This is a genomic window from Streptomyces sp. NPDC044003 (genome assembly GCF_056435185.1).
Map to the genome: position 1 here is coordinate 315,723 of NZ_JBWKFA010000003.1, position 26,332 is coordinate 342,054.

The window sequence follows — 26,332 nt, forward strand, 5'->3', positions numbered from 1 at the left end:
CTGTGTGCCGGGGCCCCGGAGTCAGTGCTCGCAGAGGGAGAATTCTCGCTCGTAGAGCTGCTCGTTGTGTTCGTCGACGAAGAACTTGCGTTCCTGCATGAGTTGTTCGCGGAAGTCCTTGGCCTGTTCGAGCGTCATGGTCGAGGTGTCGGACCACGGCTGCTGCGGTGGCACATCGGACGTCGAGACGATCGTCGCCGACGGGTCGACGAGGAAGAACGCGAGGATCTTGCGGTGTCCCGGGCGGGTGGCATCCGCGAGGCGGAACGAGCCGACGCGGTGCTGCAGGACGTTCGGGAACGCCAGGCAGCGGCCCGCCGGGGTCGAGGCCGACCCGAGCGGCTGGTTCAGCGCGTCCTCGTCCTCAAGTCCGTAGACCTCACGCACACCGTTGTCGTCGCTCTGCTCGTACTCCGGGTCGTCGAGTGCCGCCCGGAAACTCAGCCGGCTCTCCGTGATGTTCTCGCTGTCCCAGTAGTAGATGCCGGTCGAGACGATCCGCTCGTTCAACATCCCCTCGACATGCCAGGAACCGCCGGAGTACTCGGGCTTGTCCGGGGTGAGATGAATGGTGGCGAGCTTGACGATGACCTGGAGACGACGGCCGCGCAGGTCGACCCGGGCGGCTGCGTCGGGCAACCCGGGCGGGGTGAAGTCCGGGGCGTCCGGGACGACCGGGCGGCGGTTCTCCCACCACTCGTCCTGGGCCCGCTCCCACACACGGCGGGCCTCCGCGTAGGCCGCGTCATCGCTGTAGGAGGACTTGTCCGGATACTCCGGCTCCGAGTCGTACCACCCATAAGGATCGACGTCGATCCGCAGGGGCCGCGGATGGCGCAGATCGGTGAGCACGTTCTCCAGGAGGGGGAGGAAGCGTGCGAACAGGTCCGGCAGGACGGCGGCCAGTTCGTGATGAGTCTCGGGGTGGACGTTGTTGACGTACGAGCGGAAGGCGACGTCGCCGTCGTCACTGACGTCGACGTCCGTCGGCAGCCACTGGAACCTCTCCGAGAACTCGTACTTCGAGTAGTGGTCCGTCGGGTTCCGCCAAGCTTCCTCGGGCGCGCCGCTCGCCTCCTTCACCAGACAGAACAGGGAGGGATGAACGAGATCCAGTACCTGCCCGTCGGATCCGGGATGCCAGTCCCGCCCTGCTTCGGGGACCTGCTCCAGAACCCGCACCGCCTCGCGCAGCCGGGAACGGAGCTTGTCGTCGACCAGCGTGTCCGACTGCCACACTCCGTCGACGGCGGACACCTCGACGCCGGTTCGTCCGTCCCGCAGCGCGGCGTAGTGCGCGAGTTCGGCGAGCACGTAACGAATCTGCGCTTCGGTGAGGCCCTGGGCGACCGCTTCCTGCGTCCACCTGGAGACGATGTCGGCATCGTCCATCTTGTCGAACCACCCCGGCTTCGACCGCAGGTGGGCGCTGCACCGCATCATCTCGACTTCCCGCAGCGTCCGGGGTGTCGCGAACGAGAGGGAACGGGAGGCGTGAAAGGGCAAGGGGAAAGCAGACAGGCCGGTCAATTCTTGTGGTCCCTACCGTCGGTCGGCGTGCGGTGGCGGGAAGACTAGCCCAGCCGACTGACACCGCAGCGTGGTTCACGCACGCCCCCTATCCTCCCAGCATGAAGATCGACTGGACGGCGGAGTACCGCCGCCTCCTGAGCGGCCACCGTCACGAGCGCCTGGACCCGGAGGCGGTGCGGCAGTACGGGAGCCCACTGGCGCGGCGGCTGACCGAGGCGGACGTCCGGGAGGCGGAGGCCGACCTCGGCATCGCCTTCCCGGTCGAGTACCGCGACCATCTCCTCCGGTACGGCGACGCCGGCAAGGGATTCCACCAGCTGTGGCGCGGCTCGTCGGGCTGGGGCTGGTACGGCGACACCGACACCAACTACGACCTGCTCGCCGAACCGTTCCCACACCCCGATGCGTACAGCGCGTACGACGACGAGCTGGACGAGCGTGAGCCCCCGCGGGAGGACGCGGAGGCGTGGGAGATGTGGGACGCCGAGTGCGGAGTGCTGCAGGAGCGGAAGACGGCGGGCGCGGTCTACCTTCAGGAAGGGGGCTGCGGCTTCTCCACCCTCCTTGTCGTCAGCGGGCCGCACCGCGGCGAGATGTGGTTCGACGGCCGTGCCACGTGCGACCTGATCCTGCCGCTGAAACTGGGCGGCCGGCCCGTGTCCTTCGCGGACTGGGTCGGCCAGGGCATGAGCATGGTCCCGTGGTGACCCGGTCGATCGTCCAGGACGACGCGGAACATCTCGTACGTGCACAGGCGGGCCAGGACGAGGGGCCGCCCAGGGTTCCTTCCGCACTCTCTACAGGGCCGGGTCCGGGGCCGGGGCCGGGAAATGCGGCAGCACGTACTCGGCGAGCTCGTCCAGAAGTTCGTCCACCGGCCGGTCATTGGGCCGCAGGTTGAAGGAGACGTGCGAGACGCCGAGCTCGGCCATCCGCCCCAGGTGCTCGATCAGGGCCTCGCGGCCTGTGCTCAGACCGAGGCGGACGGGCCGCGCCGGCGCGTCGGCGTCCTCCTGGAGGCTGAGGACCATCGGGGTCAGATACGGCTTGGCGCCCCCGGTCAGCTCGTGCCATTCACGCGCGCGCAGTCGCAGCGCGCCCAGGTCGCGCGGATAGTTCAGCGAGGCGTCGGCGTGCTCCGCGATCCACGCGGGAGTCTGCTGGGCACCGCCGGCGACGGCGAGGGGAATCCCCGCGGGGGCGACGGGCCGGGGCAGCACCTCCAGCTGCCGGTCCACGTCGAGACCGAGCGCGGGCAGCCGCAGCGGGCCGGGGCGCCAGGCCGCGCGCAGCGTCTCGACACCCTCGCGGAATGCCACGCCGCGCGCGTCGAAGCCCCGCCCGAACAGCGGGTACTCCACCGGCCGGTCACCGCTCGCGAGGCCGAGCAGCATCCGGCCGCCGGACAGCACGTCGACGGTGGCCGCGGCCTTGGCGACGAGGAGGGGTTCGCGCAGCGGAAGCACGATCGCGCCGGTCGCGAGGACGACGCGCTCGGTGACGGCGGCGAGGTGACCGAGGTGGGTGAAGGTCTCGAAGACGCTGCCCGCGTCGCCGAAGGCGGCCGGGTCGTAGAGGGGGACGTCGCGCAGCCACAGCGCGGCGAAGCCGAGCCGGTCGGCGAGCCGGGCGAGCCGGGTGTGGGCGGTCAGGTCGGGGACACCGAAGGGACGCCCGGCCGCACGGTCGGCGCGCCCGCGCTCGACGCCCCAGTCGTTGTCGAGGGGCAGTTCGAGACCGATGGTGAGGCGTCCGGCGGCGTGGGCCAGCCGGGCGAGCGCGGGGAGGTGAGTGGGTGTGGGGGAGGCGGGGGTGGGCACGGTGGGTCCTTCCGGACGCCCGCGCCCGGGCCCCGGCCGGCTCCGTTCCGGACGGCGAGCCCGGAACGGGGCCGAGGCGCACGAGCGCGAGCCAGCAGAGGAGGGGGAGGGGAGGCGGTGCGACCGGTGGGGCGCGCGGGTCAGTTCAGCTCGTCGGGGTGCGGGCCGGTGCGCAGGCCGCGGTCGAGACCGGCGATCGTCGCCATCTCCTCGTCCGTGAGGACGAAGTCGAACACGTCGAAGTTGGCGCGGATCCGGGCCGGGGTCACCGACTTGGGGATGACCACGTTGCCGAGCTGCACATGCCAGCGGATGACGACCTGCGCGGGCGACTTGCCGTGGGCGGCGGCGATCGCGGTGATCGCCGGGTCGTCGAGGACCGCGCCCTGCGCCAGCGGGCTCCACGCCTCGGTGGTGATCCGGTGCTCGCCGTGGAAGGCGCGCAGCTCGGACTGCTGCAGCGCGGGGTGCAGCTCGATCTGGTTGACGGCCGGGGTCAGCGCGGCGCCGTCCATCAGCCGGCGCAGGTGCTCGGGCTGGAAGTTGGAGACGCCGGCGGCACGGATCCGGCCCTCCTCGGCGAGCCGCTCCAGGGCGCGCCAGGAGTCGCGGTACAGGTCATGGGCCGGGGCGGGCCAGTGGATCAGGTACAGGTCGACGTAGTCCAGGCCGAGCTTGGCCAGGCTGTTGTCGAAGGCGCGCAGCGTGGCGTCGTAGCCCTGGTCGGCGTTCCACAGCTTGGTGGTGACGAACAGCCCCTCGCGGGCGAGCCCGGAGGCGCCGAGGGCACGGCCGACGCCGGCCTCGTTGCCGTAGATGGCGGCGGTGTCGATGCTGCGGTAGCCGGCCTCCAGGGCGGAGGTGACGGCGGCGGTGGTCGCGTCGTCGGCGACCTGGAAGACGCCGAAGCCGAGCTGCGGGATCTCGACGCCGTTGTTCAGCGTGACGGTGGGGACGGTGGGGGTGGTGGACGGTGCCATGGTGTGCGGGTGTTCCTTCACTTGGTGCGGGTGGAGAGGGTGGAGGAGTGCGGGGTGGCGGATCGGGGATCAGCGGTGTACGGGGGCGGGGGCGGCGGGCGCCGTGACGGTGCGGGCCTCGACGGCACCGGCCTCGTCCGTAAGACCGTCGGCGTCCTTCGCGGGGGCCCGGCGCTCCAGCGCCGCCGACCAGAAGGCGAGGAGCAGCGCGGCCGCGGCCAGGACGGCACCGACCCAGTTCGGGGACGTGTAGCCGAAGCCGGCGGCGATGACCATGCCGCCGAGCCAGGCGGCGAGCGCATTGCCGAGGTTGAAGGCACCGATGTTCACGGCGGAGGCCAGGGTCGGCGCACCGTGCGCCTGGTCGAGGACGCGCTTCTGCAGCGGCGGCACGGTGGCGAAGCCGAGCGCACCGACGAGGAGGATGGTGATCGCGGCGAGGATCTTGTTGTGCGCGGTCACGGTGAAGAGCGCCAGTACGACCGCGAGGCCGCCCAGAGTGACGTACAGCAGGGGCATCAGCGCCCGGTCGGCGAAGCGCCCGCCGAGCAGGTTGCCGAGGAACATGCCGATGCCGAAGAGCACGAGCAGCCAGGTCACGGCGCCGTCGGAGTAGCCGGCGGCGTGCGTCATCATCGGCGCGATGTAGGTGATGGCCGCGAAGACACCGCCGAAGCCGAGCACGGTCATCGCCATCGCGAGCAGCACCTGCGGGTTGCGGAAGGCCTTCAGCTCGCCGCGCAGACGGGCGCCCTCGGGGCGGGGCACGGCCGGGACGAGCTTCGAGATGCCGAGCAGCCCGATCACGCCGAGCGCGGCGACGATCGCGAAGGTGGTGCGCCAGCCCACCGCCTGCCCGATGAACGTGCCCAGGGGCACGCCGACGATGTTGGCGACGGTCAGGCCGGTGAACATGGTGGCGATGGCGCCGGCCTTCTTCTCCGGTGCGACCAGCTCGGCGGCGACGACGGACCCGATGCCGAAGAACGATCCGTGGGCGAGCGACGCGACGACGCGGCCGGTCAGCATCATCCCGAAGTTGGGGGCGAGCGCGGACAGCAGGTTGCCGAGCACGAACAGGCCCATGAGCAGCATGAGCATCCGCTTCCGGCTCACCTTCGTGCCGAGCACGGTCAGGAGCGGTGCGCCGACGACGACGCCGAGTGCGTAACCGGTGACCAGCAGTCCCGCGGTGGGGATGGTGACGCCGTAGTCGGCGGCGATCTCGGGCAGCAGACCCATGATCACGAATTCGGTCGTGCCGATTCCGAAGGCCCCGACTGCCAGGGCGAGGAGTGCGAGCGGCATGGCTCAGCCCTTCCGTAATTGCTTGAGTGGGCTCTTTGCGTGCCTTAACAATAATTGCATACGCGCTATATATGCAAACGCGGGTAGGAGGTGTGATCCGGATGGCGTTGGCTGCCGACGAAGTCGGCCCCAGGACCGACGCAGGCTGGACCAGGACTCAGCAGACCTCGACAACCTCTGGGTCTGCTGGTGATCAGCAGGCACATCCGCTCTGACCGGCGAAATGGGGAGGCTGTAGCTTCCCTGACCGCGACGGCCTGGATGCTGACCTGGAGGCTCTGCGTTCTTCGTCAAGCGCGGGGACGGCTTCGGTCCGGGTTCGATCTTCTTTGTGGGGCGTGAGATCGTCTGGTTGTGCCGGAGATGACGAGTGGGGTGGAGGCGGCCTTGGCCGGGGCGTCGTCTCCGTCGTGGACGCGACGTGCTCGCGCCGGGCGTGACCTTGCTTCCTTCGCCGGGGTTCCCGAGGCTGCGGAAGCGCTGCTGGGGCTGTTGCTGGACGCCGAGGACACGGCGGTGACCCGACAGACGGCAGAGGCCCTGGCTCGGGTGGGGACGGTAACCGCCGTAAGGCTCATCGCTCTCGCGGTCGCCGAGGCCGACGACAACCAGGCCGACTGGCTGTGGACCGGAGTGCATGACGCGCTCGTGGACTCGGACGGCGGGCCGGACGTGGCGGCGGTCTGCGGGAAGCTCGCCCGGGACCCGGAAGAAGCCGTCCGCCAGGGCGCCACAGATATCTCGGCATGGGCAGACGCTGACAGGCTCTGACCCGAGCCGACCCGCCTGCGGGCCGCTTCATGCAGCCGTCGCCTCGGGGATGCGGGTTTGGTGGGCGGTTCGGTCGTGGACCATGGCGAAGAGGACGCTGACGAGGAAGAGCCCCCGCCGTAAGCGACGATCGTCGTACCCCCTCGCTCGATGCCGTGTCCTGCTGAACGTCGAGGCCGTTCTCGCGCATCCACGGCAGGCAGGCAGGCTCGCCGCCCGCGAGCCGTCCGGCGTTCCAGCGGACCGAGTTGGTAGGAGGATCTCCCCCCGGTGTCTCCCATGACACCCCTCGGGCCCGGTGAGGTCATCTCCCAGGCCATCCGTTCGTCGGGAGGACACGGTCATGCCGGGCCTGGAAGCCGGCGGCTCGCTGCCGGAACGCGAAAGCGCAAGGGGCAGGCGGACTTTCGTTCTGCGGCCCGCGTCCGAAGCCGATGGCCGCCAGTGGGGCCTCAGGGCTCCGGCGGTGCCGATGTGTGCTGACAAGTGGCAGCAAGCGACCTCCGGTGCGGCGTTGCGCGAGGGCGGCTCGACCGATCCCGCAGACCGCGACGCCCTCGGCCCGCCGGCGTCGCGTCCACTTGTGGGCCTGAGGCGTTTCGTTCGGATCTTGCGAGGCTTGCCATACTTCCCGAATGGAGATGCAAGTCGTGGAGGTGGCGCGGCGTTGGCTGGCTGATCAGGGCGTCAGCCAGATGCGCGACGGGTGGGTGAGCGACGAGAAGCCGGAGTTGTTGCTCACAGCCAACGAGGTGGCACATTCCTGGGCCGGCGATGTGTTCTCCGAAGATCTGGATGCAGCTGACCAGGTCCGGTTGGCCTTCGGGCTGCTGGACCTTCTCGACGAGTACTGGGTCACGTGCGAGATCCGGTTCGCGAACGAGGGTGCGGAGGGTCCCCTGCCGGCCGACGTGCTGTGGGACGGCTACCGTCGGCGGCTGGAGGCGGACCGGGACGTCGAGGCCGTCACCTACTCGCTGTGGGTGGACTGGTTCGAGGACCACACCACCTCCGCGAGGGCCTTCGCCGAGGTCCTCGGTAACGACATCGACCGAGTGGTGGCCGAGCGGTCGGAAGTCCTGCTCCGCCGTGCCCGTCGTGTTCTGGAATGTTCGGGCCCGGTGCGCTGGACGGTGAAGGAGCCGACGTACCGCACCGCCCTGCGGCTTCCCGCCCTGCACTCAGCCGTCTTCCGCGGCCTCCGGGCGAGCTTCCACGACGTCTACGGCGACCTGGAACCGGTTGCCGCACTGGCCCTCCTCGACCGGCTGGATCTCCCCACGAACACCCAGCATCTTGCCGAACTGCGCCACGTACTTTCCGCGGGGCACAGGAACCACTACCGCAGTCCCCGCGCCTGGGACGATGCGGTTCGCTCCTGCTCCTGAGTCGTTGGCCGGTGAACGTTCACGGTCACAGCACCACCAGGTGCCAGGCAGCCCACCTGGGCGTGGAGTCCGACAGGTCCCGTGCGCGCTGCGCCCGCTGTTCGATCAGGCAGCGGAGGAAGCCGGCCAAGGCGAACCGTTCCCCGATGGCTGATCCGGGCGCGGAAATGCCGGCGACGCCGGCCATGAGCTGCTGGGGTTCGGCTGAGGCGCTCGTCAGTGCACCGCGGAGGCGACTGAGACCGCTCTGCCGCTGGTGGCCCGCCCCGCTCCGGGTTTTGTGGAGCCCTCGTCGGTGGATCAGTCTGGAAGGGAAGCCCCAGGGACACCACGCATAGAGCACTTCGGAGATGACATCATGCCTCCAGAAGACGCCCCCGGGCTCTCCAAGATACCCATGGAGTGGGAGCCGTGGCAGATAGCCTTCAGCCCAGACGGGCGTCGAGCGTACGTGGCGACGTGTGATCCTGCGAGTGACGGAGACAGTAGAGGCCGGGTGTCTGTAATCGACACAACGGATGGATTGGTGGTCGCCGAAATCGACATCGGCAACCCGTTCTTCGGGATACTCGGAGGTGACATAGCGGTAACACCAGACGGTCGTCATCTCTACGTGACCGGGGCGCATAAGGTGACGATACTTGACATGACAACGAATCAAGTCGTCATGGAAATCCCCACACCTGAAGGGTTCTTTTCGGCGACGGGGGTGGCGATGGCTCCTCACGCAGCACGTGCTCGCCGAACTCTTCCCCCGGCTCCAGGAACGGTAGCCGTAAAGACCGGGCCGTCCGCGTCGGGCCCAGGGCCATCACCGACGGCGGTCACCTGGGGCGAGCAGGCTGGTCACCTCGGCGATCGCCTCCGGGGACGGCTTGAAGTAGCGGCGAAGGTTCTCGGGCTTCTTGTGCCGGGACTTGGCCATCAGCATCAGCAGGGACGCGCCCTGCTCCCCGAGGTGGGTCAGACCGGAGTGGCGGTACTCGTGCAGGTCCCAGCCGGTGCCCGGCCCCGTAAGGGCAGTGCGCTGGTCGAGCAGCGCGCGGGCCTGGCCGTAGGACAGACGGGCCAGGCCGGTGTCCGGGCAGACATCCCGGGCGGATAGCACCGTTGCGCACGTTCTGATATCAGCTCCTGCCAGTAGCCAGCACCTCGTCCTTAAAGGGCCGGTTCCCACTTCGATGTCATGTGCACCGACATTCCGCGGGCATGCGATGTCGATCTTCCTCCCTTCATCGTCACTGGCTGCGGTCGCCCGCGCCCGCCCATCGCGCCGACGGGGTGCGTACTGCTCGCGCGGCGACAGTCGCCCTCGATCCCGTGCTCAGGGGCGAAGCGTGTGGTGGGTCGCTCAGCAGGGAGGCGCGGCGATCTGGTCCCGACGGCCGTCGTTGTCCGAGAGGAACGACGCCGGAGCCCTCCGATGTTCGGCGACGGTGGTGCGGTCATGGGAGAGGGGGCGTAGCGGTGGCGACTGCGGAGCGAGATCCAGGGCTGACGCTGCCACCATCCGGTGCCACGATGGAGGGAAGGGGCTTCCTTGCCGGGCGCTTCAGGGAGGCGGCGATGGGCCGCGAGTATCATTTTCATTGCGAGTACGCCGGCTGCTCGGTCACCGTGGGCTTGCGGATGGGCGGAAAGCGGGAGCTGGAGCTCCTCGTGGACGGGAAGCAGGTCACCGCCGCCCGCGCCCATGGCCACCACGCCCAGACGACGGTGCTGACCACGATCCTGCCGACCGACCCGCCTCGCGGAATCGAGGTCGAGGTGACGCTCCCGGGCGCTCTCGGTGGCGATCCGACAAGCACCCTGCTCGCGGGTGGCGAACGCAGGCCCATGGTCGCCCGGGAGGTTCCCCGGAAGGCGTGGCCGACGGAGGCCGATTGGTACACCTGACCGTGTCGAGGTGCTTGAGACGGCGTGTCAGTCAAGGTCTCCGCCGCCGGACACGACAGTGGCTGGCTGCCCGGGGTGCAGACACCGCGGAGCCGTACCGGTGACAGGCGTGCGCAGCACCTACAGGTGTTGCGGACGGATCTGCAGGGCTCGGCTTCCACTCAGGTAGCGCGCTGAACCACCCGAGCGTCTCCAGGAACTCCGCCTGTTGGCTGGGTGGCCAGGGCGACGCGTTGTGGCGATCACCAATGCCCCCTGTAACCCCGTCAGATACGTCAATTGCATCATCGGGCCGCCGCCGTCGCGCCTCGGTACGCCGTCCACCCGCCTGGATCCGCCCAGGTCGCGCGCCGTGCGCCGTACGGATCTGCTGGTGACCATGAGAGACAACGGTGACGAGCAGCTCTCGGCCACGGAGCGCAGCAAGCTGGCCGATTTGCGGCAGCGGGTGAACGCCCTGGAGGGTGCCGGGCTGGCACGTCCCCCACGGCATCACCCGTTTTCGCTCGCTCGGCTCGGTCGTGCTGATCCTTTTCGCCGCGCTGTTGTCGCTGCTGTCCGTCGTCGCGGTGTGGGCGAACAGCGTCGTGGAGGACACGGACCGCTACGTCGCCACCGTCGGCCCCCTGGCGAGCGATCCCGACGTGCAGCAGGCGGTCACCAACCGGTCACCGACGCGGTGCTCGCGCAGGTCGACGTGGACGCCCTGGTCAAGCAGCTGACGGATGCCGCCGCAGAGCAGGGCGCCCCGCCACGGGTGTTCAAGCTGCTGGGCGACCTGGACACCCCGATCGCGAACGGTTTCAAGCAACTGGTGCACAGCACAGTGGAGCGGGTGGTCACCAGCAGTGCCTTCGAGACGGTCTGGGTGGACGCCAACCGCAGGGCGCACACGGCGCTGGACAAGGCGCTGACGGGCCAGTCCGACAGCGCGGTCAAGCTCGAGAACAACCAGGTTGTCATCGACCTCGGTCCGATCGTCGCCCAGGTGAAGATCAGCTGGTCGCCGCCGGCTTCGCACCCGCTGTGAAGATCCCGGCCGTCCACACGAACTTCGTGGTGTTCGCGTCGGAGGACGTCGGCAAGATCAAGACGTACGTGAGAGTGCTGGAGATCCTCGGTGGTTGGCTGCCCGTCATCGCGCTGCTGGTCGCGGCCGCCGGGGTGTACGTGGCGTTCAACCGCCGGCACGCGCTCATCGGGGCCGCGCTGGCCGTTTTCGTCGCCATGCTGGTTCTCGGCATCGGCCTCACCGTCGCCCGCGACGTCTATCTCGACCATCTGCCTCCCGGGGCCTCCCAGGCCGCGGCGGGAACCGTATACGACGCGCTCGTTAAGTTCCTGCGGGCCGGTGTGCGGGCGCTCGCCGAGGCCGCCCTCTTCACCACCGCCGGCGCCCTCTTCACCACCGCCGGCGCCTTCTTCGCAGGCCCGTCCCGGATCGCCGTGCTCACCCGCACCGGCTGCCGCAGAAGCATCGGCGCCCTACGCGACGTGACGACATCGGCAGGGCTTCGTCTCGGGGCGGTCGGGCGGTTCGTCCATCGTTTCAAGCGCTGGATCGGGGTGGCCATCCTGGTGGTCGCCGCGGTCGTGCTGTTCACCTGGAGCTACCCGACGACGACGGCGGTCGTGGTGTGGACCGCGGTGATCGTCCTGGTGGGCTTCGGATCCGCGAATTCCTGGACGACCGCGGCTCCGCACCGGCGGCTTCGCCCCAGTCCGGTACCGCCGCCCGCTGACCCTGCTCGTCACGAGTGCCCTGCCGAGTCACGTGCCCATCCCTGGAGCCGCTGCCATGACCGAGAACCACCTGGACGGCCGCGAGTTGCGGCACCACACCGCACGGGAGCGGGCCGCGCTGGGCAAGGAGGCGCGGACCGCCGTACCCCGCTCCAGCCACGCCGAGTTCTCGCCGGGGCCCAAGCGGCCGGATCCGCTGGAGATCATCGAGCGGCAGTCGGCGGCGCGGTTGCCCGAGCTCGTGCCGATCCGCTACGGAAGGATGTCCGAGTCGCCGTTCCGGTTCTACCGTGGGGCCGCCGCCATCATGGCGTCGGACCTCGCGGACACACCGAGGACGGGCCTCCGGGCCCAGCTGTGCGGCGACGCCCACATGCTGAACTTCCGGCTGCTGGCCTCGCCCGAGCGCCGGCTCATGTTCGACATCAACGACTTCGACGAGACGCTGCCGGGCCCTTGGGAGTGGGACGTCAAGCGCCTGGCCGCCAGCCTCGTCATCGCCGGCCGGTCGAACGGCTTCAGCACCAAGGAGCGGGCCAGGATCGTACGGGCCACCGTGCGCTCCTACCGCGAGAGCATGCGGGCCTTCGCCGGCATCGGCAACCTGGCCGTCTGGTACGCCCAGTTCGACGAGGCGTGGGTACGGGGCCGGTTCGGGGCGGACCTGTCCGCGCGAGGCCGTGAACGCTGGGAGCAGGCCGTGGCCAAGGCGCGTTCGCACGACACAGTCCAGGTCTTCGACAAGCTCACCCGCGTCGTCGACGGCAAGCGCCGGATCTCCCCCGATCCGCCGCTCATCACCCCTCTCGAGGACCTGCTGCCGGACGCTCAGCGCGGGCGGCTGGAGCAGCAGATCACCCGGCTGATCGAGCGTTACGGCAGGACCCTCCAGTCGGACCGGCGGTTCCTGCTGGAGCAGTACCGGGTGGCAGACATGGCACGCAAGGCCGTGGGGGTCGGCAGCGTGGGCACCCGCTGCTGGATCGTGCTCCTGCTGGGCCGGGACGGCCAGGACCCACTGTTTCTCCAGGCCAAGGAGGCCGACGAGTCCGTGCTGGCGCCCCACGTCGGGCCCACCGCCTACGCGACGCAGGGCGAGCGGGTCGTCTCCGGGCAGCGGCTGATGCAGGCCACCAGCGACATCTTCCTGGGCTGGGAGCGGGTTGACGGGCTCGACGGGCGACGCCGGGACTTCTACGTACGGCAGTTGCGGGACTGGAAGTGGGTGGCGGTGGCCGAAGAGATGGTGCCGGTCCGGGGCCGTCCGGGACCGCACCGCTTGATGCGGATTCGGGCCAAGACGGGCTCGAACTGCGTGCACGTCGTTGACGTTCCCGCCGGTGACGGCGAACGTGAGGGAACGTCCTCGGCCGTCGCAGGCGAGGTGGATCTGTGTGCTCGGCCCGCCGCAGGACAGGCCGAGTGCCTCGCCCGGCCAGGCCCCTCTTATCGGGCCCGGCACAGGTCCCGCCAGGCCGCACCCGTAGACAACTTCCACACGATGCCGTTGAGGACCTGGCGCCGGTTCCGGACGGGACGACCCATCCGCGACAGGGCCCCCAGGGCTCGATCACGGACCAATGCTGATCCGTCAGTTCATGACGTCGCACCACGAACGCAGCAACGACCAACCGATATTACCGACACACTCTAGGCGTACTGATCACGAGCGTTGTTAACACCGGCTCCGGCCGTTCGGTCGTCGCGCATGTGGCGGCCGAGATGGGCATATCGATGCCCACGGCCCACAAATGGGTCCAGTGCTGGAGGGCCTGATCGTGGAGGCCGCGAAGCAAGGTGCGAGTGAACCTGCGAAGCCGGCTTGAGGCGCTTTGCGACAGATGACGACCGGCCACGCCAGGAGCTGCGGCTGTGCGCCTTCTGCGGGACCCTTAGAGAAGGGAGCTTGCATTGCTCCGCGGAATCTACCGACAAGGAGGCGCTGCGATGACTACCGAGGGCGGCAGCCAGGGCCCCCAGAGGGTGGGAGAACCACCGTCGGGTAATCCAAGGCGAGAGGCGTCAGTTCAGACAGAGCAGGTTCTTGGCGACCCGTCGTTGGAGCGACTGTTCGCGAAGGCACGGGAGGAGGGCTTGCGGGTTTCCTCGGCGCCGGCAGAGGCAGTGCAAGAGGCTGCTCCGGAGGTGAAGAGGATCCCGGTCGGGGTTCGCCCACACAGCGTGGCCGTGAGCCCGGATGGAACCCGCCTCTACGTGACCAACTTCGGTGACAGCTCCGTGTCAGTGGTTGACCCCTACGGCGAGGCGGTGGTTGCGTCTCACCCGGTCGGCGACGGCCCGTACGGTGTGGCGGTGAGCCCGGAGGGAACCGACCTTTACGTGGCCGCCACGGGCCCAGGCACTGTGACGCAGTGCAGCATCTCTGGCGATGACCTTGTCCAAGATGGCTCCATCCTCACTGCGGATGACCACAGCAAGAGGCCATACGGCTTGGCAGCGGGCCCGGATGGACGTGTCTACGTGACGCTAGCCCTGTCAGACACTGTGCTAGTGACTGACAGGTTCCTCAAGGACCCCATGAGTATCCCGGACATCGATTTTCCGGTGGGTGTGGTGGTGAGCAAGGACAACTCCCGTATCTATGCGACGAATTACTTCTCAAAGTCCGTGTCCGTGATCGACGTCTCTGACAAGGCCGCCTTTGCTGCGATCCCGGTCGCTAGCGAACCTTATGGTGTGGCGGTTAGTCCGGATGGAACTCGTCTCTACGTGGCACACTTCCCAGGCACAGGGTCCGTGTCGGTGATTGATGTACCTGGCCAAACGGTGGTTTCCACGATCTCGGTCGGCGACGGCCCGCGCGGTGTGGCGGTGAGCCCGGATGGAACTCGCCTGTACGTGACCAACTTCTTTGCGGATTCCCTATCGGTGGTCACGCTGTAGCCGTCGGCTCACATGTTTCTTCACATGTGTACTCCACCCCGCGTCCTGGTCCAGCCTTCCTTTTCCTAGTCTCACATCGTCTTGGTCGGCAATACACGCTTAGACGTCATCTCATTTGGTGAGTCTGCGGTAGCAGATGAGGGTGCAGGCGATAGCGGTGAAGGCGAGGAAGTTGTCGGCTTTGCGTTCGTAGCGTCGGTGGAGGCGGCGGCAGCCGGCGAGCCAGGCCAGGGTGCGTTCGATGGTCTACCGGTGGCGTCCCAGCCGTTGGGGGGTCTCGATGCCCCTGCGGGCAATGGGGTGGGTGATGCCGCGTCCACGTAACCATCGCCGCAGGTGGAGATAGTCGTAGCCGTTGTCTGCGTGGAGCTTGCCCGGCTTGCGCCGCCTGCATCCACGGCGGGAGCGGACCGGCGGTATGCCCTTGACCAATGGGATCAGGGCCTGGCTGTTGTGCGGGTTCGCGCGCGAGATTCCGACTGAAATGGGCAGACCGGTCCGCTCGGTGATCAAATGGATCTCCGAGCCGTACTTGCCCCGGTCCACAGGATTCGGACCCGTCAGGTCCCCCTTTTCATGCCGACGCCGACCACCGCCCTGAGGCCGCGACGGCGCCTCCGGCGCCACCCGCTGGAACAGCTCCCACAGTTCGTCCGGCACGAGCCGCTCAACAATCCCCACGACCTGTAGCGCCTACGACTCGCTTGAGCAGGTGGTCTCAGTCCAGTTCGCCTGGAGGTCACGGCAGACAATGGTGAGGCTGCCGTCCCAGCAGGCGATCTCGTGGCTGCAGCCGTCCGTGTGCGGAAGGATCTCGTCGAGAATCACAGCCCCGAGGTCCGTCCCTCGGCCCTCGTCGGCGGGATCGATGATGAAGCCGGACACGCCTACGTAGCGGATCAGCAGGTCCTGGTCGTGCTTCCAACAGTTGTGCCGCAACTCGACTTCCATGTCCTCACCGCCGGCGCCCCGGACGGCCTGAAGCGTCAGGTCCTTCACACATCGCCTGCTGCGGAAGTCGTAGTGGTCCGCGTCAGCGGCGAATGCCCGGGCCCCCGGCGGTAGGTCACCGGAGATCGAGGGCAGGTGGTCCAGGTAACGAGCCGGGTCCAAGACCCCTGACAGGTCGCCGACCTGCGCATCGAGATTGACGTACTCCATCGATACTCGCCCCCGTTCGTGGCTTCCTGCTGGCCGATGAATCGTCACACAGGCTCCCCAAATGAGATGACGTCTCAGAGAATTCGCTGGCGTCACCCGGTCCATGGGATCTTGGGCATGAACGCCGCCTGGAGGAGCGCCCACGCAGCCCTCAAACGCGCGGCCTGGACCGGTAGATGTTCGTGTGTGACGCGAGAGCAACTGAGTGGTGCGGAATGGGAGTTCATCGGGGCCGTACCTGCCGATCGGCGAGCACGGCCCATACCCCGGGCGGCTGCGGCACCGACGGGGCGATCGCCCGCGAACTCGGCGTCAGCGAACGCACCGTGGCCCGCCGGATCACCCGCCTCCAGGAAGTCCTCGGCGCCCGGACCCGCTTCCAACTCGGCATCCGGGCCACGCGCCGCGGCTGGATCTGACGCTCCCGGCGGGTGGAACGGCGCGGTGGAGCGTTACCCCCGGGGTGCTCCTGCCGTCTCGGTCGCCGCTTGTGGAGCGGCGGTGGCGGGCTGCCCGGCCCGGCCGGGAGTGGTGGTGCTCGCTCGTACGACGAGTTCCGGTTCCACCAGTGCCGGTACCGTCACCCCGCCCGGGTCGGCGATGTGCCGCAGCAGGTGGGCGACCGCCAGCTCTCCCATCTGCTCGAAGGGCTGAGCGATGGTGGTCAGGGGAGGGCTGCAGTACTCCGCGAGGTCGATGTCGTCGACGCCGACCACGGAGATGTCCTCGGGAACCCGTCGGCCCAGCTCCTGCAGCGCCCGGATCACGCCGAACGCCATCTCGTCGCTGGCCACGAAGACGGCCGTCACGTCGGGGATCCGGCCCAGGATGAGCCCGTTCCGATAGCCCGACGCCGGAGACCAGTCGCCTTCCAGCGGTGGCGGTACGGGGCGGCCGGCCGCCTCCAGTGTCGCCTGCCAGCCGCCCCGCCGGCTCTCGGCTTCCAGCCACTGCTCGGGGCCCGAGATGTGCCAGACCGTCTCGTGGCCGAGGTCCAGCAGGTGCTGGGTCGCCAGGCGGGCCGCGAGTGCCTGGTCGACGGCCACGACCTCGGTCGCGTCGGTGCGTGATCCGTCGATCGTGATCGTGGGCGTCGACCGGGTGAGCTGCTCGATCCTCGGGCTGCAGTGGATGAGGGGCAGCGACAGGATGACTCCTTCGACGCCCTGGTCGGCGAGGCGGAGGAGCGCGGCCTCGATGGCGGACGTGTCCAGGGAGATGGCCGTGGCCGTGCTGACCGCGTAGCCGGCCGCCTGGGCCGCCTTCTCGATGCCCGAGGTGACCGCGGCCCGCGAATAGAACGTGGTCTGAAGGGTCACCACGCCGATGGTGCGGCTGCGTCCCGAGGACAGCATGCGGGCCGCGTTGTTCCGGCGGTAGCCGAGCTGCTCCACCGCCGCCATCACCTTGGCGCGTGTCTTGTCCTGCACGTTCGGGTGCCCCGAGAGCGCCCGCGACACCGTCTGCGCCGACACTCCGGCGACCCGGGCCACGTCCGCCATGCCCGGCGCACGCCCCTCGTCCCCGAGCTTCTGCTTGGCCATGCACTCCTCCTCGGTCTCGCCTGACATCGATGATATCGCGCCTCATCGCGCTTCAGCTGGGAGTTCTTGGCGCCTGCGGGGCCCTGATGGAAGGTATTGGCATCGATAACATTCTCTGTCATAGTTCCGGCCATCGACGCGCAACCGGTTCGGACACCGGCATGGCGCGCCACTCGCGCGGCCCCCTTCGGAGGTGTCTCCTCCGGCCTGCCGCAGTACTAAGGAGGAGCTGTGAAGCGGACTGCCATCCGTGTTGTGGGCGCCGTCGGCGCCGTTGCCGTCGCGCTCGCCGCCACCGGGTGTTCCGGATCCGGCGCGGAGTCGTCGTCGTCGGGCAAGGCATCGATCACATTCTGGGGCTGGGCCCCCGGGTACGCGGCAGCCGTCGACGCGTTCAATGCCTCGCACCCGGACATCAAGGTCACCTACCAGGAGGTGCAGCCGGGAGCCAAGGGCGGGTACCAGAAGATGCTGAACGCGGTGAAGGCCGGCAACGCGCCGTGCCTGGCCCAGGTCGGCTACGAGACGCTGCCGAGCTTCGCCGGACAGGGCGCCCTGGAGAACGTGGCGGAGTACGCCTCCGCCGACAAGGGCGACTTCCAGGAATCGGCCTGGAAGTCGGTCACGCTGGGCGAGAACGTCTACGGCGCGCCCGTGGACAGCGGCCCGATGGCCCTGTTCTACAACAAGAAGGTCTTCGACTCGCTCGGCCTGAAGGCGCCCACCACCTGGGCCGAGTACCGGACCGTCGCGGAGAAGATCCACGCCTCCTCGCCGCACCGGTACGTCTCCTCCCCGTACCTGGACTACGACTACGCGGGCCTCGCCTGGCAGGCGAACGCCGGCTGGTTCGGCACCAAGGGCGACGCCTGGCAGGTCAGCCTGGCTTCGGAGAGCAACAAGAAGGTCGCCGACTACTGGCAGGGGCTGGCCGACGACGGTCTGATCAGCAGCGCCCCGATGTACGACCAGGCGTGGTACACGGGCCTCGGCAACGGCGACATCGCCACGGTCGTCGGCGCCGTCTGGCAGGCCGGCGTCATCAAGGGCGGCGCGAAGCAGAGCGCCGGCCAGTGGGCGGTGGCACCGATGCCCCAGTGGAACGCCGGTGAGACCAAGGTCGGCAACGCCGGAGGCTCCGCCACCGCTGTACTCAAGGGCTGCGAAGACCCCAAGGCCGCCTGGGAGTTCGCCCACTGGATGAGCACCGACCGCAAGGCGTTCGGAGACCTCGTCGACAAGGCCGCGCTCTACCCGGCCGCGACGAAGCTGCTCGATCTGCCCCAGCTGAAGGCCGACCCGTACTTCGGCGGCCAGAACATCTACGAGGTGTTCGCCCAGGCGTCTCCGCAGGTCAACTCCGACTGGACCTGGGGCCCGCTGATGACCAAGACGGCCGCCGACCTCGACGACGGCCTCGGCAAGGCGTGGGCCGGCAAGTCCACCATCGCCGACGCGCTGCGTACCGCACAGGACAAGACGGTCGCGGAGATGCGGAAGCAGGGGCTCCAGGTCGCGGAGTAGGAGGAGCGCGCCGGGCGGGGTCCCCGTCCCGGCCCGGGGCACTACCCGACCCGTCCGCCGTCGGCAGTCACCGCCCGTCCGCCGTCGGCAGTCACCGCCCGCCCGGCCGCCGCGCCGCCCGCCCGGCCGCCGCGCCGCCGTCCCGGCTGCCGCGCCGCCGTCCCGGCCGCCCGAGCCACAGTAAGGAACAGCTCGTGCCCCACGTCACCGCCCCGGCGGACCTCCGTCCCCGCCCTCCGGCGGACGCGACGACGCCCGCCCGTAGCCGACCGAGAACAACATCACCCAAGACTCCTCGGCGCGCGCTCAAGCCCCTGCTGTTCTGCGCCCCGTTCCTCATCCTGTTCGCGGCCATGTACGTCGCGCCGATCGTGTACGCCGCGGTCAGCAGCCTCTTCACCGTGCACCGCTCCGGCCTCGGGCTCACGCCGCCCACCAAGGTGTTCGACCCGCTCGCCAACTACGCGCGGGCCTTCGAGGACGGCGCCTTCACGTCGTCGCTCGGCCGGGTCGCGCTCTTCGGCCTGGTCCAGGTGCCCGTCATGCTCGGGTTCGCGCTCGTCCTGGCCCTGCTGATCGACTCCAAGTCCGCCCGGGGCAAGGGGTTCTTCCGGCTCTCCAGCTTCGTCCCGTACGCCGTCCCCGGCGTGAGCGCGGCACTGGTGTGGTCGTTCATGTACTCGGCGCAGTCCAGCCCCGTCAACCGGCTGCTCGAACCGATCGGCGTCGCCGTCCCCTTCTTCGACGAGGACGTGGTGCTCTGGGCGGTGGCCAACATCGTCACCTGGAGCTGGGCCGGCTACAACATGATCATCATCTACGCGGCCCTGCAGGCCATCCCGGCCGAGGTGCTGGAAGCCGCACGCATGGACGGCGCGTCGGCGTTCCGCATCGCCTGGAGCATCAAGATCCCGGCCGTGCGCGGGGCGCTGGTCCTCACCGCGGTCTTCTCCGTCATCGGCTCGGCCCAGCTGTACAACGAGCCCGCCGTGCTCCAGCCGGTCTCCGCCGGTTCGGTCTCCTCCGCCTTCACCCCGATCATGTCGGCCCAGAGCGCCGTCGCCGCGGGCAACTACCCGTACGCCGCGGCCCAGTCGGTCGTCCTCGCCCTGCTGGTCGGCGTCGTGTCCTTCGTGTTCTTCAAGCTGACCGACCGAGGAGAGCGCGCATGAGCACCGTCCACGCGAGGGAGTCCCTGTTCAGGCCGCGACGCGACACGAGCCCGGTGAGCCGCGTCGCCGTGACGGCGCTGCTCGGCCTGTCGGCCCTCTACTTCCTCTTCCCTCTGTGGTGGCTGCTGGTGTCGGCCACCAAGCCGTTCGGCGAGCAGTTCAGCGGCAGCGGTCTGTGGTTCGACGGCTTCGGCCTCGTCGACAACCTCGCCCGGCTCAGCAGCCAGGACGACGGCATCTTCTGGCGCTGGATGCTCAACAGCGTGCTGTACTGCGGAACGGGGGCGCTGCTCGGCACCGCGTTCTCCGCGCTCACCGGATACGCCCTCGCCAAGTTCGACTTCCCCGGCCGCGGCCTCATCTTCGGTCTGGTGCTCGCCGCCGTCCTGGTCCCCAAGGTGCTGTTCACCCTTCCCCTGTACCTGATGTTCTCCGGCGTCCAGCTGATCGACAACCCGCTGGCCGTCCTGCTGCCCAGCGTCGTCAGCCCCTTCGGTGTCTACCTGGCGCGGGTCTTCGCCGCGCAGACCGTGCCCGACGAGGTCCTGGAGGCCGGCCGACTCGACGGCGCGGGCGAGTTCCGCATCTTCCGGTCCGTCGTCGTCCGGATGATGACGCCCGCCCTCGTCACCATCTTCCTGTTCCAGTTCGTGGAGATCTGGAACAACTACCTGCTGCCCGCGATGGTCCTCGGCGACGACCGGCTGCAGCCGGTGACCGTCGGGCTCGTCGGCTGGAACGCGAGCCATGTCGCGGTGCCGCCGCCGCTGGTCGTCATCGGATCCCTGGTGTCCGTCGTCCCCCTGCTGATCGCCTTCCTCGCGCTCCAGCGCTTCTGGCGCGCGGGTATGACCGCCGGAGCCGTCAAATGACCACCGCGCACATCCTCACCGAGCCCGCCGGCACCGCGCACCCCGCGCCCGCGCTGACCCACGCCGACGGCACCCTCCTGCGCGAGGGCCGGCCGCACCGCGTCCTGTCCGGTTCGCTGCACTACTTCCGCGTCCACCCCGAGCAGTGGGCCGACCGCCTCCAGCGCCTCGCGGCCCTCGGCCTCAACACGGTCGACACGTACGTGCCGTGGAACTTCCACGAGCGCACCCCGGGCGACATCCGGTTCGACGGCTGGCGTGACCTGGACCGGTTCGTCCGCCTGGCGCAGGAGACCGGGCTCGACGTGATCGTGCGCCCCGGCCCGTACATCTGCGCCGAATGGGACAACGGCGGACTCCCCGCCTGGCTGACCGGCATGCCGGGTATGCGGCCCCGCACCTCGTACGCACCCTTCCTGGAGGCGGTCGGGCGCTGGTTCGACGCGCTGATACCCCGCATCGCGGCCCTCCAGACGAGTCAGGGCGGCCCCGTCGTGGCCGTGCAGATCGAGAACGAGTACGGCAGTTACGGCGACGACCACGCCTATGTCCGCTGGGTACGCGACGCCCTCGTCGCCCGTGGCGTGACCGAGCTGCTCTACACCGCCGACGGGCCCACCCCGCTGATGCTCGACGGCGGCACCGTCCCCGGCGAACTGGCCACCACCACCTTCGGCTCGCGCCCCGAGCAGGCGGCCGAGCTGCTGCGCTCGCGCCGTCCCGACGAGCCCTTCGTCTGCGCCGAGTTCTGGAACGGCTGGTTCGACCACTGGGGCGAGAAGCACCACGTACGGTCGGCCGAGAGCGCCGCCGAGGACGTCGGCCGCATCCTCGACGCCGGCGGCTCGGTGAGCCTCTACATGGCCCACGGAGGAACCAACTTCGGCCTGTGGGCGGGCGCCAACCACGACGGCGATCGCCTCCAGCCGACGATCACCAGCTACGACTCCGACGCGCCGATCGCCGAACACGGCGCGCTGACACCGAAGTTCTTCGCTCTACGGGAGAAGCTGACCGCACTCGGCGACACGGCACAGCCGCGCCCGCTGCCCGCCGACCCGCCCCTCCTTGCGCCCCGCACTCTCCCGGTGACGCCCGGCGCGGCACTCCTGGACGCGCTGCGGACGGTGACCGAGCCGGTGCGCTCACCCGTGCCACTCTCCTTCGAGGAACTGGGCCAGCCCTCTGGCCTGGTGCTCTACACCGCCCGCCCGAAGCTGCCCGCCGGTACCCACGAGCTGACGGTCTCGGGTCTGCACGATCGCGCCCAGGTGTTCGTCGACGGCGCCCCCGTCGCCGTACTCGACCGGGAGACCTCGTCGTGCACCGTGACCGGAACCGGGGAACGGGTCCGGCTCGAACTGCTGGTGGAGAACCAGGGACGGATCAACTACGGTCCGCTGCTCGGCCAGGGCAAGGGAATCCTCGGCGGGGTACGCGTGGACCGACGGTTCGTGCACGACTGGACGATGCACCGGCTCCCGTTCGACACCTGGACCCCGGAGGAGACCGCCCGCGCCGTCTCGCTGGCCCCGCCCGGCGGGACCGCCGGATTCGCCTCCGCGCGCCTCGACGTGGACGAGCCGGCCGACACGTTCGTCGCCCTGCCGGGCTTCGGCAAGGGTTTCCTCTGGGTCAACGGCAGCCTCCTCGGGCGCTACTGGGAGATCGGCCCGCAGACCACGCTCTACCTGCCCCACCCGTTCCTGCGCGCGGGGGAGAACACCCTCACCGTGCTGGAGCTCGAACGTCTCGGCGACAGCATCGTCCTGTGCGACCGGCCGGAGCTCGGTGCGCCCGAGGAATACGTCGAGACGTTCGACTGAGTGACCCGTGCCGGGCCGACGCACGTCCGGCACCGTCATCCGCACCCCGTTGCCGTTCTCCCTCCCGGCCGCCACCACCAGGCGACGGCCCACCGCACGTCCAAGGAGTTCCACCGTGTCCGCCACCGCACCGGTATCCGGCACCGAGTCCCACACCGTCCGGGAGATCGCCTCGCAGCCCGACTGCCGGCGACGGGCCGCAGCCTCCGTACCCGGCCACCTCGACGTCCTTCCCCGCCGGGGCGAGCGCGTGGCGGTCGTGGGCTGCGGCACTTCCTGGTTCATGGCATCGGCCTACGCCGAACTGCGCGAGAGCGGCGGACACGGAGAGACGGACGCCTTCGCCGCCTCGGAGTTCCCGGCCGACCGCCGCTACGACCGGGTCCTGGCCATCACCCGCTCCGGCACCACCACCGAGGTCCTCGACCTGCTGGGCCGGCTGAAGGGCACGGTGCCCACGGCCGCGCTCACCGCCGACCCCGCCACGCCGGTCATGACCGCCGCCGACGCCGTCGCCGTCCTGGACTACGCCGACGAGCAGTCCGTGGTGCAGACCCGCTTCGCCACCACCGCGCTCGCCCTGCTGCGCGCCCACCTGGAGGCGGAAGACGCGCTCCTGCCGGGCGTACGACCGCTGGAGCAGGCGGCTCTGGACGCCGAACGGGCCGTCACCGACCCTCTGGCGGCCCAACTCCGCTCTGCCGAACAGGTCACGTTCCTCGGCACCGGCTGGACCTACGGCCTCGCGCTGGAGGCCGGGCTGAAGATGCGCGAGGCAGCCGGAGCCTGGACCGAGGCGTACCCGGCGATGGAGTACCGGCACGGTCCGGTCAGCATCACCGGCCCCGGACGCGCGGTCTGGGTGTTCGGCCCGGCCCCGCGAGGTCTGGCCGAGGACGTGGCCCGCACCGGCGGCACGTACGTCTCCCGGTCCGGCGACCGGCCCGACGCACTCGATCCGCTGGCCGATCTGGTACGAGCCCAGCGCCTCGCGGTGCTCCGTGCCGAGGCCTCCGGCTTCGACCCCGACCGCCCCCGCAACCTGACCCGCTCCGTCGTGCTGACCGACGGCCATGGCTGACCGCGCCGAGCCACCGTCCTGCGTGATCGCGCTCGACGTCGGCGGCACCTCGATCAAGGGCGCGCTCCTCGACCGGACGATGCGCCCGGTGAGCAGGCTGCGCCGGCCGACACCACGCCGACACGGCCCGGACGCCGTCGTCGCCGCGATCGGCGACGCGCTGCGGGAGCTGGCGGCTCGCGCGGCCATCCACGGGGCATCTCCAGCTGCCGCCGGGGTCGTCGTGCCCGGGATCGTCGACGAGGAGGCGCAGATCGCGCGGTACTCGGCCAACATCGGCTGGCGGGATCTGCCCCTCGCCGCCGTCCTCGGCGAGGCGAGCGGCCTGCCCGTCGTGCTCGGCCACGACGTGCGCGCCGGTGGTGCCGCGGAGTGCACCCTGGGCGCCGCCCGAGGTCTTCGGGATGTCATGTTCCTGCCCATCGGTACGGGCATCGCGGCGGCCGTCCTCGTCGACGGCCGTCCGGTCCGCTCCGGCGGATACGCGGGCGAGGCCGGACACGTGGTCGTCGAGCCCGGCGGCGAAACGTGCGCCTGCGGCGCGCGCGGCTGCCTGGAGACCATCGCCTCGGCCGCCGCGATCGCAGCGGCCTACACCACACGTTCGGGCCGACCGGTCGACGGGGCCTCCGGCGTCGCCGTCCTGGTGGCCGAGGGCGACCCCGTGGCCCTGGCGGTGTGGGACCGGGCGGTCGAGGCACTGGCGACCGCCCTCGCGGCCTTCACCTCGCTGCTGGCCCCCGAGCTGGTCGTCATCGGCGGCGGGCTGTCCGAGGCCGGCGGACTGCTGATGGACCCGCTGCGGGTCGCAATGGATCGTCGCCTCACCTTCCAGCGGCGCCCCGAGCTGGTGCGCGCGGCCCTCGGCGACGAGGCGGGCTGCCTGGGCGCCGGGCTCGCGGCGTGGCGGGCCGCGTACGCCGCGCGGGGACGGCTCGCGCCCCCCACGACACTCCCGGAGGTGATGCGGTGATCCTCACCGTCACGCTCAACGCCGCCCTCGACGTCACCTACACGGTCGAGACACTGACGCCGCACACCTCCCACCGCGTCTCCCAGGCACGCCAGCGGGCCGGCGGCAAGGGCGTCAACGTCGCCCGCGTCCTCGCCACGCTCGGTCACCCCGTCACGGTGACCGGGCTCGCGGGGGGACCGACCGGCATGCTCCTGCGCGAGGACCTGCGCGCCTCGGGGCTCCGGGACGAACTCGTGCCGATGCCCGGGGACTCCCGCCGTACCGTCAACGTCGTCTCCCGTCAGGACGGCGACGCCACGGTCTTCAACGAGACGGGCCCGCCCGTCGGGGAGGCCGTCTGGGCCGCCTTCTCCGACCGCTTCGAGCAGTTGGTCCGTACGGCACGGGTCGTCGTCCTGTCCGGCAGCGTCCCACCGGGCCTGCCGCCCGACGCGTACGGGCAGCTGATCCGTACCGCGGCCGGTGCGGGGGCGGCCACCGTCCTCGACACCAGCGGGCCCGTCCTGCTCGCCGCGCTCGACGCCGGACCGACCGTGGTCAAGCCCAACGCGGCGGAGCTCCGCGAAACCACCGGCCTCGCGGACATCGGCGCGGCGGCAGCGGAGCTGCGCGCCCGGGGCGCCCGTGCCGTCGTGGCCTCCCTCGGGCCGGACGGGCTGCACGCGGTGACCCCGGACGGCCACTGGCGGGCGGTGCCCCCGGCCCGGCTCCACGGCAACCCCACCGGGGCCGGGGACGCCTGCGTCGCCGCACTGGCCGCAGGACTCGCGGCCGGCGAGCCGTGGCCACGGACGCGCTGCGCGAGGCCGTGGCGCTCTCGGCGGCCGCCGTGCCCTGCCCGGCGGCCGGAGAGTTCGACGCCGGCCTCTACGACCGGTTCCGCACGACCACGACCGTGGAGACCTTCCATGCCCCTGACCCCCACTGACGACATCATCGGCGCCGCCTACGCGGACAACCGGGGCGTCGGAGCCTTCAACGTCCTCCAGATCGAGCACGCCGAGGCCATCGTCACCGGAGCCAGCCGCGCCGGCCGGCCGGTGATCCTCCAGATCAGCGAGAACACCGTCCGCTACCACGGCTCCCTCGCCCCGATCGGCCTCGCCTCCCTGGCCCTCGCCCGGACCGCCGACATACCCGTCGCGGTCCACCTCGACCACGCGGAGACCCCCGAACTCGTCCACGAAGCCGTCGCGCTCGGCTTCACCTCCGTGATGTTCGACGCCTCACGGCTGCCGTACGAGGAGAACCTGGCCGCGACCCGGGCCGTCACCGAGGCCTGCCACCGGGCCGACGTCTTCGTCGAGGCGGAACTCGGTGAGATCGGTGGCAAGGACGGCGCCCACGCGCCCGGAGTACGCACCGACCCGGACGAGGCACGGGAGTTCGCCGCCGCGACCGCCGTCGACGCGCTCGCCGTCGCCGTCGGCAGCTCCCACGCCATGCACACCCGGGACGCCGTCCTCGGCTTCGACCTGATCACCCGCCTGCGCGCGTCCCTCGGTATCCCCCTGGTCCTGCACGGCTCCTCAGGGGTGTCGGACACCGACCTCGCCAAGGCCGTCGCCGCCGGAATGACCAAGGTCAACATCTCCACCCACCTCAACAAGCTCTTCACCGCGTCCGTCCGCAGCGACCTCGCCGCCCACCCCACGACGGCCGACCCGCGCACCTACCTGGGTCCGGCCCGTGAGGCGACGGCGGCCGAGGTCGCCCGGCTGCTCGACGTGCTCGCCGGCGCCTGACCCGGCGGGGACGGCTCCGGCCGCCCCCGCCCGGCGCCACGTCGGGCCATCCCCCCACACTCCGGCTGCGCGACAGGTGCGGCCGGGA

22 protein-coding genes and 3 pseudogenes are annotated in these 26,332 nt (G+C 70.1%); 17 read left to right on the forward strand and 8 right to left on the reverse strand.

All coding sequences use genetic code 11. The annotated features are described in order from the left end of the window. Positions 1 to 21: 21 nt before the first annotated feature. Positions 22 to 1,530 (reverse strand): DUF4246 domain-containing protein, encoded by a 1,509-nt coding sequence (locus AC07AW_RS13515; protein ID WP_478815602.1) that lies wholly within the window; start codon positions 1,528 to 1,530, stop codon positions 22 to 24. A gap of 101 nt (positions 1,531 to 1,631) precedes the next feature. On the opposite strand from AC07AW_RS13515, the gene AC07AW_RS13520 reads away from it, so the two are divergent. Then, entirely contained in the window at positions 1,632 to 2,240 is a 609-nt protein-coding gene (locus AC07AW_RS13520) for an SMI1/KNR4 family protein (protein ID WP_478815603.1), read from the forward strand. 90 nt (positions 2,241 to 2,330) lie between these two features. Here the strand turns inward: AC07AW_RS13520 and AC07AW_RS13525 are convergent, their stop codons facing one another. From AC07AW_RS13525 to AC07AW_RS13535, 3 genes are all read right to left on the reverse strand, one after another. Next, the gene (locus AC07AW_RS13525) at positions 2,331 to 3,353 is read right to left on the reverse strand and encodes a TIGR03571 family LLM class oxidoreductase (protein ID WP_478815604.1); all 1,023 of its coding nucleotides are present in this window, start codon (positions 3,351 to 3,353) and stop codon (positions 2,331 to 2,333) included. A gap of 140 nt (positions 3,354 to 3,493) precedes the next feature. Next, complete coding sequence (locus AC07AW_RS13530; RefSeq protein WP_478815605.1) at positions 3,494 to 4,333, reverse strand: aldo/keto reductase; 840 nt, start codon at positions 4,331 to 4,333, stop codon at positions 3,494 to 3,496. Between the two features lie 69 nt (positions 4,334 to 4,402). Continuing rightward, complete coding sequence (locus AC07AW_RS13535; RefSeq protein ID WP_478815606.1) at positions 4,403 to 5,641, reverse strand: MFS transporter; 1,239 nt, start codon at positions 5,639 to 5,641, stop codon at positions 4,403 to 4,405. 363 nt (positions 5,642 to 6,004) lie between these two features. Here AC07AW_RS13535 and AC07AW_RS13540 point away from each other — a divergent pair, with 363 nt between their 5' ends. Beyond that, entirely contained in the window at positions 6,005 to 6,412 is a 408-nt protein-coding gene (locus AC07AW_RS13540) for a HEAT repeat domain-containing protein (protein ID WP_478816230.1), read from the forward strand. A gap of 641 nt (positions 6,413 to 7,053) precedes the next feature. Next, a complete protein-coding gene (locus AC07AW_RS13545) occupies positions 7,054 to 7,800 on the forward strand; it encodes a hypothetical protein (RefSeq protein ID WP_478816231.1) in 747 nt (248 codons plus the stop codon). Between the two features lie 811 nt (positions 7,801 to 8,611). Here AC07AW_RS13545 and AC07AW_RS13550 read toward each other — a convergent pair. Beyond that, positions 8,612 to 8,908, reverse strand: a pseudogene (locus AC07AW_RS13550) (site-specific integrase); the annotation flags it as partial. A 458-nt stretch (positions 8,909 to 9,366) separates the two neighbouring features. On the opposite strand from AC07AW_RS13550, the gene AC07AW_RS13555 reads away from it, so the two are divergent. The 5 genes from AC07AW_RS13555 (at position 9,367) to AC07AW_RS13575 (ending at position 14,343) form a co-directional block, all read left to right on the forward strand. Then, positions 9,367 to 9,696 (forward strand): hypothetical protein, encoded by a 330-nt coding sequence (locus tag AC07AW_RS13555; RefSeq protein ID WP_478815607.1) that lies wholly within the window; start codon positions 9,367 to 9,369, stop codon positions 9,694 to 9,696. 464 nt (positions 9,697 to 10,160) lie between these two features. Beyond that, positions 10,161 to 10,418: a hypothetical protein gene (locus AC07AW_RS13560; RefSeq protein ID WP_478815608.1), complete on the forward strand. Its 258-nt coding sequence runs from the start codon at positions 10,161 to 10,163 to the stop codon at positions 10,416 to 10,418. Next, on the forward strand, positions 10,394 to 10,726 hold the full coding sequence (locus tag AC07AW_RS13565) for a hypothetical protein (RefSeq protein WP_478815609.1): 333 nt from the start codon (positions 10,394 to 10,396) through the stop codon (positions 10,724 to 10,726). The genes AC07AW_RS13560 and AC07AW_RS13565 overlap by 25 nt, the downstream gene beginning before the upstream one ends. 768 nt (positions 10,727 to 11,494) lie before the next feature. Further along, positions 11,495 to 13,093, forward strand: a complete 1,599-nt coding sequence (locus tag AC07AW_RS13570) for a DUF2252 domain-containing protein (protein ID WP_478815610.1) — start codon at positions 11,495 to 11,497, stop codon at positions 13,091 to 13,093. Positions 13,094 to 13,386: 293 nt separating this feature from the next. After that, on the forward strand, positions 13,387 to 14,343 hold the full coding sequence (locus AC07AW_RS13575) for a YncE family protein (protein ID WP_478815611.1): 957 nt from the start codon (positions 13,387 to 13,389) through the stop codon (positions 14,341 to 14,343). A 111-nt stretch (positions 14,344 to 14,454) separates the two neighbouring features. Here AC07AW_RS13575 and AC07AW_RS13580 read toward each other — a convergent pair. Both AC07AW_RS13580 and AC07AW_RS13585 read right to left on the reverse strand, forming a co-directional pair. Further along, positions 14,455 to 15,024 (reverse strand): annotated as a pseudogene (locus AC07AW_RS13580) (IS5 family transposase). A 12-nt stretch (positions 15,025 to 15,036) separates the two neighbouring features. Next, the gene (locus AC07AW_RS13585; RefSeq protein WP_478815612.1) at positions 15,037 to 15,504 is read right to left on the reverse strand and encodes a hypothetical protein; all 468 of its coding nucleotides are present in this window, start codon (positions 15,502 to 15,504) and stop codon (positions 15,037 to 15,039) included. 215 nt (positions 15,505 to 15,719) lie between these two features. On the opposite strand from AC07AW_RS13585, the gene AC07AW_RS13590 reads away from it, so the two are divergent. Beyond that, positions 15,720 to 15,923 carry a hypothetical protein gene (locus AC07AW_RS13590; RefSeq protein ID WP_478815613.1) on the forward strand — a complete coding sequence of 68 codons (204 nt, stop codon included), beginning with the start codon at positions 15,720 to 15,722 and terminating at the stop codon, positions 15,921 to 15,923. Positions 15,924 to 15,956: 33 nt separating this feature from the next. On the opposite strand, the gene AC07AW_RS13595 is transcribed toward AC07AW_RS13590, so the two are convergent. Beyond that, positions 15,957 to 17,048: a LacI family DNA-binding transcriptional regulator gene (locus tag AC07AW_RS13595; protein WP_478815614.1), complete on the reverse strand. Its 1,092-nt coding sequence runs from the start codon at positions 17,046 to 17,048 to the stop codon at positions 15,957 to 15,959. Between the two features lie 231 nt (positions 17,049 to 17,279). On the opposite strand from AC07AW_RS13595, the gene AC07AW_RS13600 reads away from it, so the two are divergent. From AC07AW_RS13600 to AC07AW_RS13635, 8 genes and pseudogenes are all read left to right on the forward strand, one after another. Beyond that, positions 17,280 to 18,572 (forward strand): ABC transporter substrate-binding protein, encoded by a 1,293-nt coding sequence (locus AC07AW_RS13600; protein ID WP_478815615.1) that lies wholly within the window; start codon positions 17,280 to 17,282, stop codon positions 18,570 to 18,572. A gap of 194 nt (positions 18,573 to 18,766) precedes the next feature. After that, positions 18,767 to 19,744, forward strand: a complete 978-nt coding sequence (locus tag AC07AW_RS13605) for a carbohydrate ABC transporter permease (RefSeq protein WP_478815616.1) — start codon at positions 18,767 to 18,769, stop codon at positions 19,742 to 19,744. Then, positions 19,741 to 20,616 (forward strand): carbohydrate ABC transporter permease, encoded by an 876-nt coding sequence (locus AC07AW_RS13610; RefSeq protein WP_478815617.1) that lies wholly within the window; start codon positions 19,741 to 19,743, stop codon positions 20,614 to 20,616. The genes AC07AW_RS13605 and AC07AW_RS13610 overlap by 4 nt, the downstream gene beginning before the upstream one ends. Next, entirely contained in the window at positions 20,613 to 22,442 is a 1,830-nt protein-coding gene (locus AC07AW_RS13615; RefSeq protein WP_478815618.1) for a glycoside hydrolase family 35 protein, read from the forward strand. The genes AC07AW_RS13610 and AC07AW_RS13615 overlap by 4 nt, the downstream gene beginning before the upstream one ends. A 115-nt stretch (positions 22,443 to 22,557) precedes the next feature. Beyond that, on the forward strand, positions 22,558 to 23,523 hold the full coding sequence (locus AC07AW_RS13620) for an SIS domain-containing protein (RefSeq protein ID WP_478815619.1): 966 nt from the start codon (positions 22,558 to 22,560) through the stop codon (positions 23,521 to 23,523). Beyond that, positions 23,516 to 24,496 carry an ROK family protein gene (locus AC07AW_RS13625; RefSeq protein ID WP_478815620.1) on the forward strand — a complete coding sequence of 327 codons (981 nt, stop codon included), beginning with the start codon at positions 23,516 to 23,518 and terminating at the stop codon, positions 24,494 to 24,496. The genes AC07AW_RS13620 and AC07AW_RS13625 overlap by 8 nt, the downstream gene beginning before the upstream one ends. Continuing rightward, positions 24,493 to 25,230, forward strand: a pseudogene (locus AC07AW_RS13630) (1-phosphofructokinase family hexose kinase); the annotation flags it as partial. The gene AC07AW_RS13625 and the pseudogene AC07AW_RS13630, both read left to right, overlap by 4 nt. Positions 25,231 to 25,407: 177 nt before the next feature. Then, the gene (locus AC07AW_RS13635) at positions 25,408 to 26,244 is read left to right on the forward strand and encodes a class II fructose-bisphosphate aldolase (RefSeq protein ID WP_478816232.1); all 837 of its coding nucleotides are present in this window, start codon (positions 25,408 to 25,410) and stop codon (positions 26,242 to 26,244) included. Positions 26,245 to 26,332 lie beyond the last annotated feature (88 nt).

Coding starts and splice junctions, on each gene's coding strand:
- AC07AW_RS13520 (WP_478815603.1), top strand. CDS start 1,632: ATGAAGATCGACTGGACGGCGGAGTACCGCCGCCTCCTGAGCGGCCAC.
- AC07AW_RS13530 (WP_478815605.1), bottom strand. CDS start 4,333: ATGGCACCGTCCACCACCCCCACCGTCCCCACCGTCACGCTGAACAAC.
- AC07AW_RS13535 (WP_478815606.1), bottom strand. CDS start 5,641: ATGCCGCTCGCACTCCTCGCCCTGGCAGTCGGGGCCTTCGGAATCGGC.
- AC07AW_RS13540 (WP_478816230.1), top strand. CDS start 6,005: ATGACGAGTGGGGTGGAGGCGGCCTTGGCCGGGGCGTCGTCTCCGTCG.
- AC07AW_RS13545 (WP_478816231.1), top strand. CDS start 7,054: ATGCAAGTCGTGGAGGTGGCGCGGCGTTGGCTGGCTGATCAGGGCGTC.
- AC07AW_RS13555 (WP_478815607.1), top strand. CDS start 9,367: ATGGGCCGCGAGTATCATTTTCATTGCGAGTACGCCGGCTGCTCGGTC.
- AC07AW_RS13570 (WP_478815610.1), top strand. CDS start 11,495: ATGACCGAGAACCACCTGGACGGCCGCGAGTTGCGGCACCACACCGCA.
- AC07AW_RS13575 (WP_478815611.1), top strand. CDS start 13,387: ATGACTACCGAGGGCGGCAGCCAGGGCCCCCAGAGGGTGGGAGAACCA.
- AC07AW_RS13585 (WP_478815612.1), bottom strand. CDS start 15,504: ATGGAGTACGTCAATCTCGATGCGCAGGTCGGCGACCTGTCAGGGGTC.
- AC07AW_RS13590 (WP_478815613.1), top strand. CDS start 15,720: ATGGGAGTTCATCGGGGCCGTACCTGCCGATCGGCGAGCACGGCCCAT.
- AC07AW_RS13595 (WP_478815614.1), bottom strand. CDS start 17,048: ATGGCCAAGCAGAAGCTCGGGGACGAGGGGCGTGCGCCGGGCATGGCG.
- AC07AW_RS13610 (WP_478815617.1), top strand. CDS start 19,741: ATGAGCACCGTCCACGCGAGGGAGTCCCTGTTCAGGCCGCGACGCGAC.
- AC07AW_RS13615 (WP_478815618.1), top strand. CDS start 20,613: ATGACCACCGCGCACATCCTCACCGAGCCCGCCGGCACCGCGCACCCC.
- AC07AW_RS13625 (WP_478815620.1), top strand. CDS start 23,516: ATGGCTGACCGCGCCGAGCCACCGTCCTGCGTGATCGCGCTCGACGTC.
- AC07AW_RS13635 (WP_478816232.1), top strand. CDS start 25,408: ATGCCCCTGACCCCCACTGACGACATCATCGGCGCCGCCTACGCGGAC.